The 15584-nt window shown below is 68.3% G+C and carries 13 protein-coding genes; 9 read left to right on the forward strand and 4 right to left on the reverse strand.

What is annotated here, in order from left to right:
• The first annotated feature begins 120 nt into the window (after nucleotides 1-120).
• The 5 genes from VNF92_07420 to VNF92_07440 all read left to right on the forward strand — a co-directional run bounded on the left by VNF92_07420 (nucleotide 121) and on the right by VNF92_07440 (nucleotide 7033).
• A complete protein-coding gene (locus VNF92_07420; protein ID HVA57702.1) occupies nucleotides 121-594 on the forward strand; it encodes a Rieske (2Fe-2S) protein in 474 nt (157 codons plus the stop codon).
• A 1-nt stretch (nucleotide 595) separates the two neighbouring features.
• Nucleotides 596-1885 (forward strand): cytochrome b N-terminal domain-containing protein, encoded by a 1290-nt coding sequence (locus VNF92_07425; protein HVA57703.1) that lies wholly within the window; start codon nucleotides 596-598, stop codon nucleotides 1883-1885.
• A gap of 23 nt (nucleotides 1886-1908) precedes the next feature.
• Entirely contained in the window at nucleotides 1909-3141 is a 1233-nt protein-coding gene (locus VNF92_07430) for a hypothetical protein (GenBank protein HVA57704.1), read from the forward strand.
• Nucleotides 3142-3145: 4 nt separating this feature from the next.
• Nucleotides 3146-5170 (forward strand): NapC/NirT family cytochrome c, encoded by a 2025-nt coding sequence (locus VNF92_07435; GenBank protein ID HVA57705.1) that lies wholly within the window; start codon nucleotides 3146-3148, stop codon nucleotides 5168-5170.
• 105 nt (nucleotides 5171-5275) lie between these two features.
• Nucleotides 5276-7033, forward strand: coding sequence for a TIGR04190 family B12-binding domain/radical SAM domain protein (locus VNF92_07440; GenBank protein ID HVA57706.1), 1758 nt, complete (start codon nucleotides 5276-5278; stop codon nucleotides 7031-7033).
• Between the two features lie 4 nt (nucleotides 7034-7037).
• Here the strand turns inward: VNF92_07440 and VNF92_07445 are convergent, their stop codons facing one another.
• From VNF92_07445 to VNF92_07455, 3 genes are read right to left on the reverse strand one after another with little or no spacing between them, the layout of a single operon-like run.
• Nucleotides 7038-8438, reverse strand: a complete 1401-nt coding sequence (locus VNF92_07445; protein ID HVA57707.1) for a cytochrome c3 family protein — start codon at nucleotides 8436-8438, stop codon at nucleotides 7038-7040.
• Between the two features lie 4 nt (nucleotides 8439-8442).
• A complete protein-coding gene (locus VNF92_07450; protein ID HVA57708.1) occupies nucleotides 8443-9291 on the reverse strand; it encodes a cytochrome b/b6 domain-containing protein in 849 nt (282 codons plus the stop codon).
• Complete coding sequence (locus VNF92_07455; GenBank protein ID HVA57709.1) at nucleotides 9288-10664, reverse strand: NapC/NirT family cytochrome c; 1377 nt, start codon at nucleotides 10662-10664, stop codon at nucleotides 9288-9290. Before VNF92_07455 ends, VNF92_07450 begins: the two co-directional genes overlap by 4 nt.
• A gap of 455 nt (nucleotides 10665-11119) precedes the next feature.
• On the opposite strand from VNF92_07455, the gene VNF92_07460 reads away from it, so the two are divergent.
• From VNF92_07460 to VNF92_07475, 4 genes are all read left to right on the forward strand, one after another.
• A complete protein-coding gene (locus tag VNF92_07460) occupies nucleotides 11120-12007 on the forward strand; it encodes an RNA polymerase sigma factor RpoD/SigA (GenBank protein HVA57710.1) in 888 nt (295 codons plus the stop codon).
• Nucleotides 12008-12221: 214 nt separating this feature from the next.
• The gene (locus tag VNF92_07465) at nucleotides 12222-12515 is read left to right on the forward strand and encodes a FeoA family protein (protein HVA57711.1); all 294 of its coding nucleotides are present in this window, start codon (nucleotides 12222-12224) and stop codon (nucleotides 12513-12515) included.
• Nucleotides 12512-14497, forward strand: a complete 1986-nt coding sequence (feoB, locus tag VNF92_07470; GenBank protein HVA57712.1) for a ferrous iron transport protein B — start codon at nucleotides 12512-12514, stop codon at nucleotides 14495-14497. The genes VNF92_07465 and feoB overlap by 4 nt, the downstream gene beginning before the upstream one ends.
• Complete coding sequence (locus VNF92_07475) at nucleotides 14497-14658, forward strand: hypothetical protein (protein ID HVA57713.1); 162 nt, start codon at nucleotides 14497-14499, stop codon at nucleotides 14656-14658. Before feoB ends, VNF92_07475 begins: the two co-directional genes overlap by 1 nt.
• Here the strand turns inward: VNF92_07475 and VNF92_07480 are convergent.
• On the reverse strand, nucleotides 14652-15575 hold the full coding sequence (locus VNF92_07480; protein HVA57714.1) for a universal stress protein: 924 nt from the start codon (nucleotides 15573-15575) through the stop codon (nucleotides 14652-14654). The genes VNF92_07475 and VNF92_07480 overlap by 7 nt on opposite strands.
• Nucleotides 15576-15584 lie beyond the last annotated feature (9 nt).

Here is a 15584-nt window from a genome sequence, read left to right on the forward strand (position 1 = left end):
CCTGGGAGCCGTCGAGCCAGGAGCGAGCACGGCCCCGACGGCGCGTGGGACGCCGAGGAGCTTGGCGCTTACGACTTCATTCCGGATCGCATCGATGAGATCTCGCATGGGAGGAGCGGTGTGACCGTGACGTCCCCGACGACGGAGCCCGAAGCCGGCGATGCGCCCTGGGAGCCGGGCTTCAGCGAATATCTATTGGGCGGCATTGTCGTGCTGATGGTGGTCGGGCTCGCCCTGGCCGCATTCCTCTATCTCCTGCCACCAGAACGTCTTCAGCTTGCGGAGTTGCAGCCCGCGTTCGTCGTGGCGCCCGAGGCGCAGCTCCCGGTCGGCGCCAGCCGCGTCGTGGACTGGGGGCAGCAGGTCATCCTGGTCGTGCGGACCGGGGAAAAGACCTACGCGGGGCTGCAGGGCACGTCGCCCACCGACGGCTGCATCCTGGACTGGGACCCGACCTCGCTGCGGGTCCTCTCTCCATGCACCTACATCGTGTACGATCTGCAGGGCAACGTGGTGCGGGGCCTGACCACGGTGCCGCTCCAGCGGTATCCCGTGTTCGTCCGCGACGGCATCGTCTACGTGGGGAGGCCATAGGATGCTGGGGCGTGCATGGGAGGCAACCGTGGCGTGGGGGAAACGCTTCTGGGACGATCTGAAGGCAAGCACGGACGCCAGCCTGCTCGCCATCCTGCGGTTCGTGGGCCTGCTGTACGGGCGCATCGATACGCGTCTGCCCATCGACCAGGCGTTCCGCAAGTCGCTGCGCCACCGGTTGTCGCGCCACGCCGGATGGAGGCACGCCTTCGGCGGCATCACGTACCTGCTGTTCATGGTGCTGGTCGTGACCGGCGTGCTGCTCTCCTTCTACTACCGGCCGTCGGCGGAGGAAGCGTACCAGAGCATCCAAAACATCGTATCGGGCGTCACGCTGGGCTGGCTCATGCGGGATGTGCACGTCTGGGCCGCCAACCTGATCGTGCTCGCGGCGCTGGTCCACATGGGCCGCGTATTCTTCGGTGCGGCCTACAAGCCGCCGCGGGAGACGAACTGGCTCGTCGGACTGCTCCTGTTGTTCGTCATCTTCGCGTTCGGCGCCACCGGCTACCTGCTTCCGTGGGATCAGTGGGCCTACTGGACGGTGACGCAGGGTCTGGCCATCCTCGGCCACGTGCCGCTGTTCGGCGGTGCCCTCGTCGAGATCCTTCGGGGCGACCCGCTCGTCTCGGGCGCTACGCTGAGCCGGTTCTTCGCGATTCACGTCATCGTGTTGCCGTGGCTCGCGCTCGCGCTGCTGATGCTGCATTTCACTCTGGTGCGAAAGCACGGCGTCGCGCCGCCGGCCGAGGCGGCGACCGAGGACCTCGGCCCAAGCGATGAATCCGGCGTCCCGTTCTTCCCGAACCATTTTCTGCGTTCGCTGATCGTGGGTGTGCTGGTCCTGTCGCTCGTGATCACGGCGGCGGCCCTGTACCCGCGCGATGTGGCGGCGCCGGCGAACCCGGCACAGCCGCCGGCGTCGCTGCGCTCGACCTGGATCGTGGCCGACGTGTCCCGCGCGCTGATCTACTACCTGGGCGGGTGGGGCTTCGCGGCGTACCTGCTCCTCGGCGCCGTGATGGTGCTGCTGCCGCTGTTCGACCGATCGCCGGAGCGCCGTCTGAGACAACGCCCGATCGTGGCCAGCCTGGGGGTGGTCTTCTTTCTCGCGTTCGCCGTGGCCTGGGCCGCCGGATGGCACCTGCGGTCCGTGCCGGTCCTGGCATCCGGCGAGTTGACGCCGATCGAGCAGCCCCTGGCGATGCCGGGGCCCGCGCTGCCACGCGTCGCGCCCGTGCAGCCGGCCGCGCAACCCACGGGCACTTCGAGCCCCAGAGGTCCGCAATGAGAGGCGCCGCATTCAGGAGCCTGATGGGAGTCGCCGTCCTCGCCACCCTGCTCCTGGGCCCGCGAGCGTCGCAGGCGCAGGGGACCGTGGTGAGCGCGGACACGGCCAACGGCTGTCTCGCCTGCCACGCAGGACAGCGCGAGGCCGCGACGATGGGCGTTCACTCCCAGCACGGGGTTCGTTGCGTCGACTGCCACGGTGGAAACGCCGACGCGCGCACGCTGCCGGGCGGCCACCAGGGTCACTTCATCGGCTCGCCGAACAAGGTGCAGACCGCCGAGCTGTGCGGCTCGTGCCATTCGGACCCCAATCGGATGAGGGAGTACGGTCTGCCCACGGGACAGCTCGCGCAGTTCCGGACGAGCCGCCACGGCCAGCTGTTGTTCGGCCAGAACAACGCGGATGCACCCACGTGCACGGATTGCCACGGGACCCACATCATCTACCCGCCGTACGACGCCCGCAGCCAGGTGTACCCGACCAACATTCCGGGCACCTGCGCGCACTGCCATTCGGACGAGAAGCTCATGGCGAAGTACCACCTGCGCACGGACCAGTTCGAACAGTTTCGCAGCAGTGCGCACGGGGTGGCCCTGTTCCAGCACCAGAACTTCGCAGCTCCGACGTGCATCTCCTGCCATGGCGCGCACTCCGCCCTTCCGCCGACGGGAACGCAGGTGGCGAGCGTCTGTGGGCAGTGTCACGCGCTGGTGGACCAGGCGTTCGAGCAGAGCCCACACGGCGCGGCGTCCCGGGTCGGCAAGCTGCGCGGCTGCCTGGCGTGCCACACGAACCACGGCACGGAGGGCGTGCCCATCGACAAGATCGGCGCGACGTGCGACAAGTGCCACGCATCGGACGCGCGGCTCCATCAGATGGGCGTGGACCTCCAGCACAGCGTGGTCCAGGCGAGTCTGGACATGGAGTCCGCGCGGCAGGCGGTCGATGCGCTGTCTCTCGCAGGCCGTCAGGTTGGCTATTACCGGTTCCGGTATCAGTCGGCCTTGACGTATTACCTGCAGATCGCGCAGGCCCAGCACAGTCTCGATTTCGCGAAGGTCGACGATCTCGCCCGGCGGGTGCGCTCGGTGTCCGTGGACCTGAACAACGCCGCGAATACGAGCCGTGAGCAGCGCTGGGAGCACAAGCTCCTGTTGCTTCCGGTGTGGTTCCTGTCGCTCTCGGCCGTGGTGCTGGCGTGGCTGGCGCTGAGGGCTCTGCGCAGAACCGGCGACGACGACCACCGGCAAGGCTAGGGGCATGTCACCTGCGGTACGCCGGCGCATCTCGCGGATAGGCCGGATCCTCATTCCGGTCGGGATCCTCACGATCATCCTGATCACCGTGGGGACCGTGACCTTCGTCCAGGTCTCCAGCCAGCCCTGGTTCTGTGGCAGTTGCCACATCATGCAGCCGTATTACAAGTCGTGGACCACCTCGACGCATCGCAACGTTCCCTGCATCAAGTGCCACATCGCGCCGGGGATCAAGGCCGAGGCGATGACCAAGATCCAGGCTGCGAACATGGTGGTGAAGGACTTCACCGGCGCCACCACCACGCGGCCGTGGGCGGAGATCGAGGACGCGTCGTGCCTGCGCTCGGGCTGCCACTCCGACCGGCTGATCCAGGGCCGCGTCGACTTCAAGGGGGTGCGTTTCGACCATACCACGCACCTGGGCGAAGTGCGGAATGGCATGCAGCTGCACTGCACGAGTTGCCATTCCCAGATCGTGCAGGGTACGCACATCGCGGTCACGGAAGGCACGTGCTTCCTCTGTCACTTCAAGGATCGTCCGGCAGGCAAGCCGCTGGGCGGCTGCATCGGATGTCATCCGTCGCCGCCCACGGTCACGTCGCCCGAAGGCTACGTGATCGACCACGCGCAGTACGTCAAGGACAGGATCGACTGTCTGTCCTGCCACAACCAGGTGACGCACGGTACGGGCGCCGCGGATGAGGCGCGGTGCGTCAGCTGCCACAACGAGCCCGCGCTGCTTGCGCAGTTCAACAACCCCACCATGTTGCATCAGGTGCACGTCTCGCAGCACAACATTGCGTGCATCCAGTGTCACACCTCGCTCGACCACAAAGTCATGGCCCTCACCACCAACGTGGAGCTCGACTGCAAGAGCTGCCACGCCGGGGTCCACAAGGCCGAGCAACGTCTCTACGCCGGCATCGGCGGCCACGGGGTGCAGCCGACTCCGAGCGCCATGTACACGGCGCGAGTGGCCTGCGTGGCCTGCCACAACGCCGCGTCGAAGCTGCCGGGCCATGACACGGTCAACGTCGCCAACCAGGCCGCGTGCCTCTCGTGTCACGGCATCAAGTACGCCAACGTGCTGCCCGCCTGGCAGACGCAGATGGAGCGGAAGGTGCAGCTGGTCGGGCCGATCGTGGACGCCGCGCAGACGGCCGCCTCTGCCATGCCGCTGCGCCGCCGCGCGCTGGCCGACAGCCTGCTGGGCATGGCCAGCGAGAACGTGGAGTTCGTGCGCGCCGGCAAGGGCGCCCACAACATCGTCTACGCCGACCAGCTGCTGCGGGCATCCTTGAGTCTGGTGCGGCAGGCCGTGAAGGATGGCGGCCTGCCGTACCGCGTGCCGAGCCTGGACCTGGGCCCGCCGGTGAGCGAGAACCAATGCCTGCAGTGCCACCTGGGAGTCGAACAGCAGAAGGGCAGCTTCCAGGGAAGAAGCTTCGACCATACGGGCCACGTACTGCGCGCCGGGCTCCAGTGCAGCGCGTGCCACACGCCGTTCTCGGCGCACGGCGGAATCACCTTGACTTCCACCGCCAGCTGCGACGCGTGCCACCATTCCCAGGTGCAGCCGGTCGCCAACTGCGCGCGCTGCCACGCGGGACCGGGAGGCGTGCCGCCGGACACATTCAAGCTGGCGGCCGGCGACTTCTCCCATGGCGCGCACCTCGCCGCCAACCTGGAGTGCAAGGCGTGCCACACGGCGCCGGGCATGGACGCGCGTGCCCTGCAGTGCGACAACTGCCACGAACAGCACCACCAGCCGCAGGTGGCGTGTCTGAGCTGCCATCGCGGCGGCGCGCTGGCCAAGCACAAGGTGGCCGACCACGTGGTGTGCAGTCAGTGCCACAAGACCGTGCCGCAGATCAACCGATGGAGCCGCCCGGTCTGCACGGCGTGCCACGCGTCGTACACCAACCACCACCCGGGCAAGGCGTGCGAGACCTGCCACCGGGTGCCGGCGATGGGGACCGCGCATACGGCGGTGCCGAAACCGGCCCCTGCCGCGGGAAAGGGACGCTGACCTCCCCCGCCATTTGACGCGACTCGATGGGCTGCCCCAGTATGCCCTGGGGCAGCCTCGCCGCACCTCGGGGACCGCGCGACCGCGGGCAGGAGACCTTGCGCATTGAGCCAACCGGACGTCGTGCTCATCCACCCGCCGAGCATCTACGACTTTCGCGAGCGGACCATCTTCTACGGTCCGATCAGCGACGTCATCCCATCGTCGCCGATTTTCGAGATGTATCCGATCGGCTTCGTGACGCTCGCCGCGTACCTCCGGCGTCACGGCTATCGGACCCGCATCGTGAATCTGGCGCTGCGCATGATGCGCAGCCGGCGGTTCCGGCCCGAGCGGTTCCTGCGCCGACTTCGCCCCAGACTCTTCGGCATCGACCTGCACTGGCTGCCTCATGCGCACGGCGGGCCGGAAGTCGCAGCGCTGCTCAAGCGGCTGCACCCGGACATTCCGATCGTATTCGGCGGGATCTCGTCCAGCTATTTCCACGAGGAGCTGATCCAGGACCCGGCCGTGGACTTCGTGCTGCGCGGCAGCGTGACGGAGCCATGCCTGCTGGCGCTGGTGCGAGAACTCGAAGGCGAGCGCCGGTTCGACCGCGTGCCCAACCTGACGTGGAAGCAGGACGGCGCGGTGCGCGTCAACCCCGCGTCGTTCGCGCCGCCGTCGCTCGATGAGTTCGATCTGGATCTCGGGATGATGGTGGCGTCCGTCGTCAGCCACCTGGACTTCTGGACGAGTATCCCGTTCCAGGCGTGGTGGCGCCATCCGATCACGGCCGTGTTGACCGTACGAGGCTGCGCCCGAGGGTGCGTGACGTGCGGTGCGTCGGACGCGGCCTTCAAGCGCTTCATGGCGGGGCGGCACCCGCTGTTCCGCGGCCCCGACGCCATCGCCGCGCAGGTACGGGGCCTGGCGTCGTTCACGCGGGCGCCGATCTTCCTGGTCGGCGATATCAACGATGGCGGCCCGGCATACGCGCGAGCAGTGGTCGAGGCGCTCGGGCGTGCGCCCGTTGCCAATCGCATCGTATTCGAATTCTTCGAACCGCCGCCGGTAGACCTGCTGCAGCGCATCGATGCGATGGTCCCACGCTGGGGCGCGGAGCTTTCCCCCGAGAGCCACGACGAAGCGATCCGCACCCGCCTTGGCAAGGCCCGCTACACGAACGAGCAGTTGGAGGCGGGCATCGCGTCCATGCTCGCGCTCCGCTGCGAGAACCTGGACATGTTCTTCATGATCGGCCTGCCGGGCCAGAGCTATGGCAACGTCCTCGAGATGGTGGACGCCATCGAACGCCTCTTTTCCCGCTTCGACCGTCGGCTCTCGGCCTTCATCACACCCATGGGTCCCTTCATCGACCCGGGCAGCGACGGCTTCGAGCAGGCCGAAGCACAAGGCTACCGGATTCGCGCCCACACGCTGGCGGAACACCGCGCGCTACTCGACCAGCAGCGGGACTGGGAGTCGTTCCTGAACTACTCGACGGATTCCATGACCCGGGCCGAGATCGTGGACGCGACGTACGACGGCGCCGAGCGCCTCAACGCGCTCAAGGCAAAGCACCGGAGAATCGAGCCGGAGCAGGCCGCGGCGGTGGCGCGTCGCATGGCCTCGGCCCGCGCGCTGCGGCGCAGCCTCGCCGAAGCCGGCGGGGGTGAGCTGGATCCGGCCGTCCACAGCGCGTTGCTGGGGGAGATCCGCGCCTTCTCCGAAGCGACCGTCAACGACAAGGCGGAGCTGTTCCCGCCGGGCGCGTTCCTGCGCAACTTCCGCGTTGGCGGGATCCTGCGGTTGCTGGCACGCGAGCTGCTGCTGAACCTCCGGCGCCGGCCGCGCGTGCAAGAAGCCAGGCCGGATCGTTGACCCGTCAGGGCCGACGACCCAGGATCCTTGCCTGGACTTCGTTTGGCGACATCTGCATGTGGCAGGGCGCGCATTCCCGCGCCGGCTGGTGCGCGCGCTGGTCCACGTGACAACTCAGGCAGAACGTGCGGTCGCCGGTGAGCAGCTCGAGGGTCGTGCGCGCATGGCACTGGGCGCAGGCCAGGTGGTCGGCGGCCACGTGAGACGTGAGCAGCTTGGTTCCGTGGCAGCCCGCGCAGTCGGCAGCCTCGCGATGGTGCGCCTCGTGGCAGGTCGTGCAGGCCACGACCGTCGCGATCGCCGCCGGCGACGTGTGGCAGCGCGCGCACTGCACCGTGGCGTGGGCACCGTGCCGGAACGCGACCTCGCGCGAGGTCGGTGCGCCGTTGGGTCGCAAATGGAGTGGCAGGATCACCGAGTCGGCACGGCTCGTCAGATCCCGACCGCTGTGGCACGTGGCACACGTCAACGCCGACGTGACGTGGTGACACTCGCTGCACGCCGCCGCCGTCACCTTCGGCTTGCCGTGTGCGGGATCGAACTGGCGGCCGCCAGCGGCGAAGGGGCCCGCGGAAGAGTGGCACTTGCTGCACGCGACGTCCGCACGAACCACATGATCGGCGTGGCTGAACGCCTGGCCGAAGATCGTGGCGCCCAAGGCCTCGATGCCGTAATGACACTCGGCGCAGGGGACGACGGCCGGATTGGGCCCCAACGCGGGCGGCGGCGGCACCGGCAGACCTGCGTCCCGATACGCGGACCCCACCTTCCGGACCGCCGAACGCAGGAGCGCGTCGGCACCCGGCACGTTGTGCAGGCCGACGCCATCGACCACCAGCGTCATGTCCGCGCGCGCGGACTGCAGTTCGGCCCTTGCGTCAGCGCGCTCGGCGAGGCGGCGCTGGGCGTTGGCTTCCGAGACGTATGAGGCCACGACCTGGGTGCGCCAGCCGAGGGCCTCGTCCCAGCGGGGCAGCATGTCCCGGTAGCTGGGGCCGTGGCAGCTCGTGCACGCCTGGACGATCGCCGCCATCCGCGGCCCCGAGGCCGTTGCAGCGAGGACCCGATCCGTGTGGCAGGAGCGGCAGCCGACCCGGGCCAGGTACATCTGATCCGGCCGGAGCGTCGAGTCCGGGCCCTGCCCCGTGAACAGCGCTTGGATGGCCTCGTGCGCCCGGGCGTGGCAGGTGGTGCAGCGCGCCGACGCCTCCGGACCCGTGTCCGACATCGTGGCGTGGACCCCGGGGTGGCAGCTCGTGCAGTCGAGCGGGACGGGGGTGGACGACGCCACCACCGGCTGGCTTTCCCGCTGCGGTAGCTGACGTCCCGGTGTCCAGGCGACGATGGTCGCGGTGGCCAAACCGGCCACGAGACCACCGACGATCCGGCGCCGAACGGCGGTCATTATCTCAACTCACAAGAGCGTAGATCACCAGAAGGACCAGGAAGATCCCCACCGCCAGCGCCGCGAAGCCGAGGCCCATGGACCAGAGGTAGGTCGCGCGGGACGGCGCAACGGTCTGCAGCTCCTGCAGGCGGCCCTCGCGCTGGTTCCGCTCGTATTCGAGCGGATGCTCATCCTCGAAGTACTCCGCTTTGGCCCGGCCCGTGAAGATCACGAGGTCGATGGGGAACTTCTCCGGACGCAGGTGCACGTTGAAGAAGTGGATCGTGAAGATGAAGCCCAGCGCGAGCAACGCCTCATCGCCGTGCACGATGGTGGCGACGTTGAACAGCCAGCCCGGCAAGAACCGGGCGAAGAACGTGGGGAACCAGAGCAACAAGCCGGAGCCGCCGATGATGGCCACGCCCCAGAACACCGCCCAGTAGTCGAACTTCTCCATGTAGCTGTAGCGGTCGAACCTCGGGTGGGGTCCCCGACCGAGGAACCACTTGAACATGTCCACGACGTCCCGGATGTCCTTCGGCTGGGGGACCATGCTCCGCGGGCCCCAGAAGATGGACATCTTGTCCTCGGCCCTGATCAGGTTGCGGGTCACGGCGGCCAGGTGGATGAAGAAGTAGCCGAACGTGATGGCGGCGCACACCCGGTGGATGAACCCGGCCGAGCCGGGACCACCGAGGAACCGCATGAACGGCGCGGCCCAGGGCGCATAGGCGAAGCGGAGCGGAATGCCCGTGGCCACGAGGCCCAGGAACGAGATGATGACCAGTGCGTGGATCGTGCGCTCGACGGTCCCGAAGCGCCGGATGTAGGGTCCCTGCCCCTGATCCGAGACGGCCATGGGCTTCTTCATGGTTGTTCCCCCTTGTCCCGGGGCGTGACGGGCGGCTCAGCGCCATGCGTGGGCCTGCCGCGCAGCCGATCCACGGTGATCCGGCCCAGCCACATCAGGGTGTGCAACCCGAAGAAGAGGAAGACGCTCACGAGCAGTGCGGTCATGAAGAGCCAGGTCCAGAACAGCCGTGGATACGCCTGCCGGTTCCGCGGGTCTCCGTGCGGCTGGTACTGGACGAAGTTTGCGTTGGCGGTCGGGTGACACTGGCTGCACGTCTTCACCAGGTTGGCCGGGTTGACCGACGACTTGGGATCCGTGGACGGCAGCATGTCGTGCGGCGTGTGGCAGTCGCTGCACTTGGCGGTGATCCCGAACCCGAGCTCCGTGACCTGGCCGTGGTAGGTCTCGAAGTACGTCTTGTATTCTTGTTCGTGGCACGAGCCGCATTCCTTGACCACGCCGCGGAACCAGACCGGATCCGAGGCCGCCACGATCTGGTGCGACGAGTGACAGTCGGTGCACACCGGTGCCGAGTGCCCCGTGGGCGTCTTGGCCCCCGTGCGCAGGGCCTGTCCGTGCGACGACTGATTGAAGGTCTCGAGGATTCCCGCGTGGCACTTGCCGCAGGTCCCGGCAATGTTCGCGCGGTTGATCGTGGATTGCGACGAATCGGGCGGCAGAATCAGGTGCGCGCCATGGCAGTCGCTGCACGTGGCCGAAACGACCAGCCCCGCCTTGGTCATGGCGGTGCCGTGGACCGTCTTGTAGTACGAGCTCACCGCCGTCCGAGCCTGCGCTTGATCGGCCGCGCCGAAGTACGTGCCGATGATTCTGGGATCGGCGTGGCAGCGGCCGCACAGCGAGGCCACGTTCAACGGGTAGGTCGGAGAGCGGGGATCGTCGGCCCCCAACACGTGGTGCGCTCCGTGGCAACTGACGCACGTCGGCGCATTCCCCCTCGTGACCGCATCGGGCGCATGAATCGAACGGGCCCAGTCATCGCCTTCCTTCTGATGGCAGCTCTGACACGGAACGGCAATGCCCGTGGTGACGCGGTGCGGGTAGCCGTTCGCGAAGTCCGGATGGCAGCGTGCGCACGTCAGCCCCGCGTGCTTCGAGTCATGCAGCAGCGTATCGGGGACGAACAACGACGAATCGGCTTTGAGGGTCGCTGCCTTCCCGACCAGGAAGTCCCGGTTGGAATGGCAGTTTCGACACTCGACGACGCCCTTTTGCTGCTGGCCAGAAGCGGGCGCCGCCAGACCCAGGACGAGGGTCGCAGCGCCGAAGAACGACACGATGACCGCGATCACGTGGCGCCACGGAGTGCGACGGGCGCCGAACTCACTCCATCCCGAACCAGCCTGCGTGCTCAGTCGTATCAAGGCCACCTGCCCGTTCTGCGTTCGCGTATGACATCGAATCGGATCCCGGCCTTCTGGTCCGGTCCTCGCGGACCGGCGTCGTTCCAGCGTGTCAAATAAACGCCCGGCGCGAGGTACCCACCAATCGGAGATGCCCTGAGGCGTCGTAAGGGTTTCTGCTCCTCGGCTTCCCCCACGATCGTCGCGTCTCCGTCATCCCGTGGTCGACCCCTTCGCCCAGAGCATCGGGCCCCATCGCCTGCTGCTGATTCGGCCCCGAACCATCGGGTGAACTCGTCGCGCCGCCACCCGCCACGTTGCCTCCACGCACCGGTAGGCGCGTGCCGCCCTGCGCTGCGGACGGAGCCGCGCCTACCGGGCCGCAGGGCAAAGCCCCCACGCAGAATCAGGCATCCTCCGATGCGGGGCGAGATGCGCGGATGAACATTGTCGAATACCCCCATCGGCACAGAGGCGTCGTCATGAAGCGAGCCACCCGCAGCCGCGCGCTCGGCCGTCCGAGCCCCATCATTGCGCATACCCCGCAGCACGACATCCTCGACCAGTACCTGTTCGAGGTGAACCGGTTCCCACTGCTCACCTCGCCCGACGAAATTGCGCTCGCGCGCCGCATTCAGGCGGGCGACCGCCTGGCCCTGGATGAACTGGTACAGCGCAATCTACGTTTCGTAATATCCGTGGCCAAGAAGTATCGCAATCGGGGGCTCTCGCTCCTCGATCTGATCGAGGAAGGCAACCTGGGGCTCATGACCGCCGCGCAGCGGTTCGATCCGGACCGGGGCGTGAAGTTCATCTCGTACGCCGTGTGGTGGGTGCGCCAGGCCATTCTGGCCGCCCTGGCCCGGCAGGGCCGCACCGTACGCCTGCCGCTCAACCGCACCGGCGACATGTCGCGCATGGTGAAGGCTGCCGCCGCCCTGCGTCAGGAACTTGACCGCGAACCGACAGAAGAAGAGTTGAGCAACGCGACCGGCCTCTCGCCGCGCGTCGTGCGCTCGCTCCACGGCGTGCAGACCAACGAACTGCGGCTCGACGCGCCCATTTCCGGCGCCGGCGACCGCGCCCTCATGGAGCAGTTCGCGCAGGCCCAGGCCCCCGACGTCGAAGAAGAAACCATCGGACGCCTGCTCCACGGCGATCTCGAGCGCGCGCTGCGCACCCTCTCCCCGCGCCACGAGCGAGTGCTCCGGCTCTATTTCGGATTCGACGACGGTCGCGAACGGACGCTCGAGGAAATCGGCCTGCTATTCGGCGTCACGCGCGAGCGCATCCGCCAGCTCCGCGACCGCGCGCTCAAGCGACTGCACGAAGGGCGCGTGAGCCGCACGCTGGCGACCTATGTAGGGTGAGATCGCGGCCGATTCGAGAGTAGGACGGTAGGAGAGTAGGACGGATAGGTGCAAACGCCGTTCCCGTCGTTCCCTCCTACGGTCCTGCAGGCCGTCTTGTCAGGGATTCCCCTTCATCCACGCCGCAAATCCACTGATTGTGGTCCCCCTCCCAGCGGCTAGCGTTCGTGCAGCGCCGAAGGAAACCACGACCAGCCCATCGCCAGCGCCTATCGTGTTCAGACTGTGGAAGCACCGGAAATCCGAGCAGCCGGCCCCGACTTCGCGCCGCGCGTGCCCCAGTGACTGTCCGCTCGCCTTCTGCCCCACCGGGTTCTGCGCGCTGGTCGTGGGATTTTCCTGTCCGGCACACGAGGCCCGGCGGCTGCGCACGCTCGGCGTGTTCGAGGGCGCCCGGGTGAACATCGTGGATACGCGGAGCGGGATCCTGCTCGACGTCCGCGGCTCGCGGCTCGCGCTGGATGTCGCGGTCGCGCGGACGATCACGGTGCGAGCGTTCGCCGCATGAGCGCCGCGGCCGGGCTCGCGCCCGTCCTGCAGAACCCGAAACAGCGGCCGCTGCGCGTCGGCCTGGTGGGCAATCCGAACTGCGGCAAGAGCACGTTGTTCAACGCGCTCACCGGCCGCCGCCAGCGCGTGGCGAACTTTCCGGGCGTCACCGTGGACCGCGCCGAAGGCGAATACCGGTACGACGGCCAGGCGGTGTCGGTGATCGACCTTCCCGGCATGTACAGCATCTCCCCGGAATCGCCCGACGAGACGATCGCCGTCGACGTGCTGCTCGGTTCCGCCCGCGGCGTGGACGCGCTCGACGTCATCGTGCTCGTGCTGGACGCGGAGCATCTCGAGCGCAATCTGTATCTGGCCACCGAGGTCCTGGAATTGGGGCGCCCCACGGTCATCGCGCTCAACCGCGTGGACCGTTCGGAGCGCGCCGGCCTCCGGATCGATGTCGTGGAACTGATCCACGAGTTGGGCGTGGTGGTGGTGCCGGTGGTGGCGACGCGGGGCGAAGGGGTGGATCGCCTGCGCCATGCCGTGGCGCGCGCCGGCTCGCTCCCTCACTCGAACTTGACCTTGATGCCCGACGCCGACGGCACCCGCGGCGGGGATCCCGAGTCGCGGGAGGCGAACCGCCGGTACCGCTGGATCTCGGCCGTGTGCGATCGCACGGTGACGCGCACACGGCCGCATACGCGATCGCTGAGCGACCGCGTCGATGCCGTGGTCCTGCACCGGATCTGGGGGCCGATCATCTTTCTCGGTCTCATGCTCCTGGTCTTCCAGGCGATGTTCAGCTGGGCGCGGCCGCTGGCCGGCGGCATCCAGGCCCTCGTGACCCTGGCGGGTGCCGGCGTGCGAGTGGCGGTACCTCCGGGCGAGCTTCGCAACCTGCTGGTGGACGGCGCGCTCGCCGGCGTGGGGAGCGTGCTCGTGTTCCTGCCCCAGATCGCGATTCTCTTCCTGTTCATCGGGCTGCTCGAGGACTCGGGCTACATGGCGCGCGCGGCGTTCGTGATGGACCGCTACATGCGCCCGCTCGGTCTGCACGGCAAGAGTTTCATTCCCCTGATCTCCGGATACGCGTGCGCCGTGCCGGCGATCATGGCCACCCGCACCATCCAGCACCCCAAGGAGCGCCTGGCCACGATCATGGTGGTGCCGCTCATGAGCTGCTCGGCGCGGCTGCCCGTGTATACGCTGCTCGTGGCCGCATTCGTGCCGGCGGTGGCCGTGGCGGGGGTATTCAGCCTCCAGGGCCTCACGATGCTGGGCATGTACTTGCTGGGCACGGTGGCGGCCCTGGCCGCGGCCGCCGTGTTCCGCCGCACCCTGCTCCGGTCGGAGACCCGGGCGCTGATCATCGAGTTGCCGCCGTATTCGCTGCCCAGTGGACGCGTGCTCGCCAATTCGGTATGGCAGCGCGTGCGCCTGTTCCTGCGCCGTGCCGGCACGGTGATCTTCGCCATCTCGATCCTGCTCTGGGGAATGGCCACCTATCCACGGGCGACGGCGGCGCCGGGGCAGACGATCACGCAGGAGCAGCGGCTCTCGCAGTCGGCGCTGGGCCGGCTGGGCCACGCCATCGAGCCGGCCGTACGCCCGCTCGGCTACGACTGGAAGATCGGCGTATCCATGATGGCGTCGTTCGCAGCACGCGAGGTGTTCGTATCGACCATGGGAACCATCTACGGCGTATCGCGGGACGGCACCGACGCGCACACGCTGGCCCAGCGTCTGCGCGAGGAGCGCAACCCGGCCACCGGGCGCCTGGCCTACACGCCGCTCATCGCCGTCGGGTTGATGGCGTTCTACGTGTTCGCCCTGATGTGTACCAGCACCGTGACCATGACCCACCGCGAAACGGGCGGAGGGTGGCGCGGGGCTGGCTGGGCGCTATTGCAATTTACATATATGCTGGTACTGGCCTACGGCGCCGGCTTCGTCATCTATCACGGCGGATTGGCCCTCGGCCTGGGAGGCGCCTGATGAACAGCGCGTGGATCCAGCCGGCCCTCGTCGCCCTGGCCCTGACCGCGGCGGCCGCCTATCTGCTGCGCCGGGCGTGGACCCGGTGGCTCCGCGCGCGACAGCCGCAGTCCGGAGCATGCGGTCCGAACTGCGGCTGCGGCGACGATTCGGGCTACTGAGGCCGCACCACCAACAGCGCCCGCGGTCCGCCGCGAAGGACCTTGTCGGCCACGCTGCCGACCACCAGCCGAGACATCCCCCGCCCGTGAGTGGCCAGCGCCACGACGTCGCTGGCATTCGCGGCCGCCGTCTCGATGATGACCTGGGCCGGCGAACGCTCGGTGCGCACCTCGCTCTGCACGTTGACCGTCGGATGCTGGCGGCGCAGCTTGGCGGCCAGGCTCGACACGTAATCGGCCGCCCGCTCGACCAGCGCGTCCGTGGCCGCCGCCGAGTACTCTTCGGGCGGCGCGTAGGCCACCGCGTACTCCATGGCCGGCATGAACGCCGGCGCGAACACCGGCTTCACGACCTCGAGCAGCAGCACCTGGGCGCCCGTCAGTTCGGCGAGGGCCAGGGCTGGCGGCACGACCTGTTCGGCGTACCCCGAGCCGTCGAGCGGCACGAGCATGCGATTGAACGCCCCGATCGGCTCAAGCACGCCGCCGGCGGCCTCCTCCGGGCGGAGGAGCAGCACCGGCGACGACACGGTACGCACCACGCCGTCGGCCACGCTGCCCAGCCACGCGCGGCTGAAACCCGTGCGCCCATGGGTGGACATCACGAGGAGCGGTGCGTCCTGCGCTCGCAGGTGGTCACAGATTACCTGCGTCGGCGGGCCGTCGAGCACCACCGTGCGCGCGTCGAGCCCCGTCTCGGCATGGATGCCCACGGCCGTGCGCTCGAGATACTCCTGCGCCTCCTCGCGCATGGCCTCATCGAGCGCCACCTGATCGCCGAGGTCGTGCAGCATGAGCTGGTGGGCGCGCACCAACTGGATCCCCGCCTTGGCCCGCTCGGCGAGCATCGTGGCGGTGGCCAGCGCATGCTCGGCCAGGGGTGAACCGTCCAGCGGTACGACGATGGTGCGGAACATCGGTGCCTC

The organism is Gemmatimonadaceae bacterium (assembly GCA_035533015.1).
Taxonomy (GTDB): domain Bacteria; phylum Gemmatimonadota; class Gemmatimonadetes; order Gemmatimonadales; family Gemmatimonadaceae; genus JAGWRI01.

Bases quoted from the DNA above. Each gene is read 5' to 3' on its own strand.
- VNF92_07445 (HVA57707.1), bottom strand. From the start codon at position 8,438: ATGACCGCCGTTCGGCGCCGGATCGTCGGTGGTCTCGTGGCCGGTTTG.
- feoB (HVA57712.1), top strand. From the start codon at position 12,512: ATGAGCGCCGCGGCCGGGCTCGCGCCCGTCCTGCAGAACCCGAAACAG.
- VNF92_07430 (HVA57704.1), top strand. From the start codon at position 1,909: ATGGGAGTCGCCGTCCTCGCCACCCTGCTCCTGGGCCCGCGAGCGTCG.
- VNF92_07435 (HVA57705.1), top strand. From the start codon at position 3,146: ATGTCACCTGCGGTACGCCGGCGCATCTCGCGGATAGGCCGGATCCTC.
- VNF92_07480 (HVA57714.1), bottom strand. From the start codon at position 15,575: ATGTTCCGCACCATCGTCGTACCGCTGGACGGTTCACCCCTGGCCGAG.
- VNF92_07475 (HVA57713.1), top strand. From the start codon at position 14,497: ATGAACAGCGCGTGGATCCAGCCGGCCCTCGTCGCCCTGGCCCTGACC.
- VNF92_07460 (HVA57710.1), top strand. From the start codon at position 11,120: ATGAAGCGAGCCACCCGCAGCCGCGCGCTCGGCCGTCCGAGCCCCATC.
- VNF92_07425 (HVA57703.1), top strand. From the start codon at position 596: ATGCTGGGGCGTGCATGGGAGGCAACCGTGGCGTGGGGGAAACGCTTC.
- VNF92_07450 (HVA57708.1), bottom strand. From the start codon at position 9,291: ATGAAGAAGCCCATGGCCGTCTCGGATCAGGGGCAGGGACCCTACATC.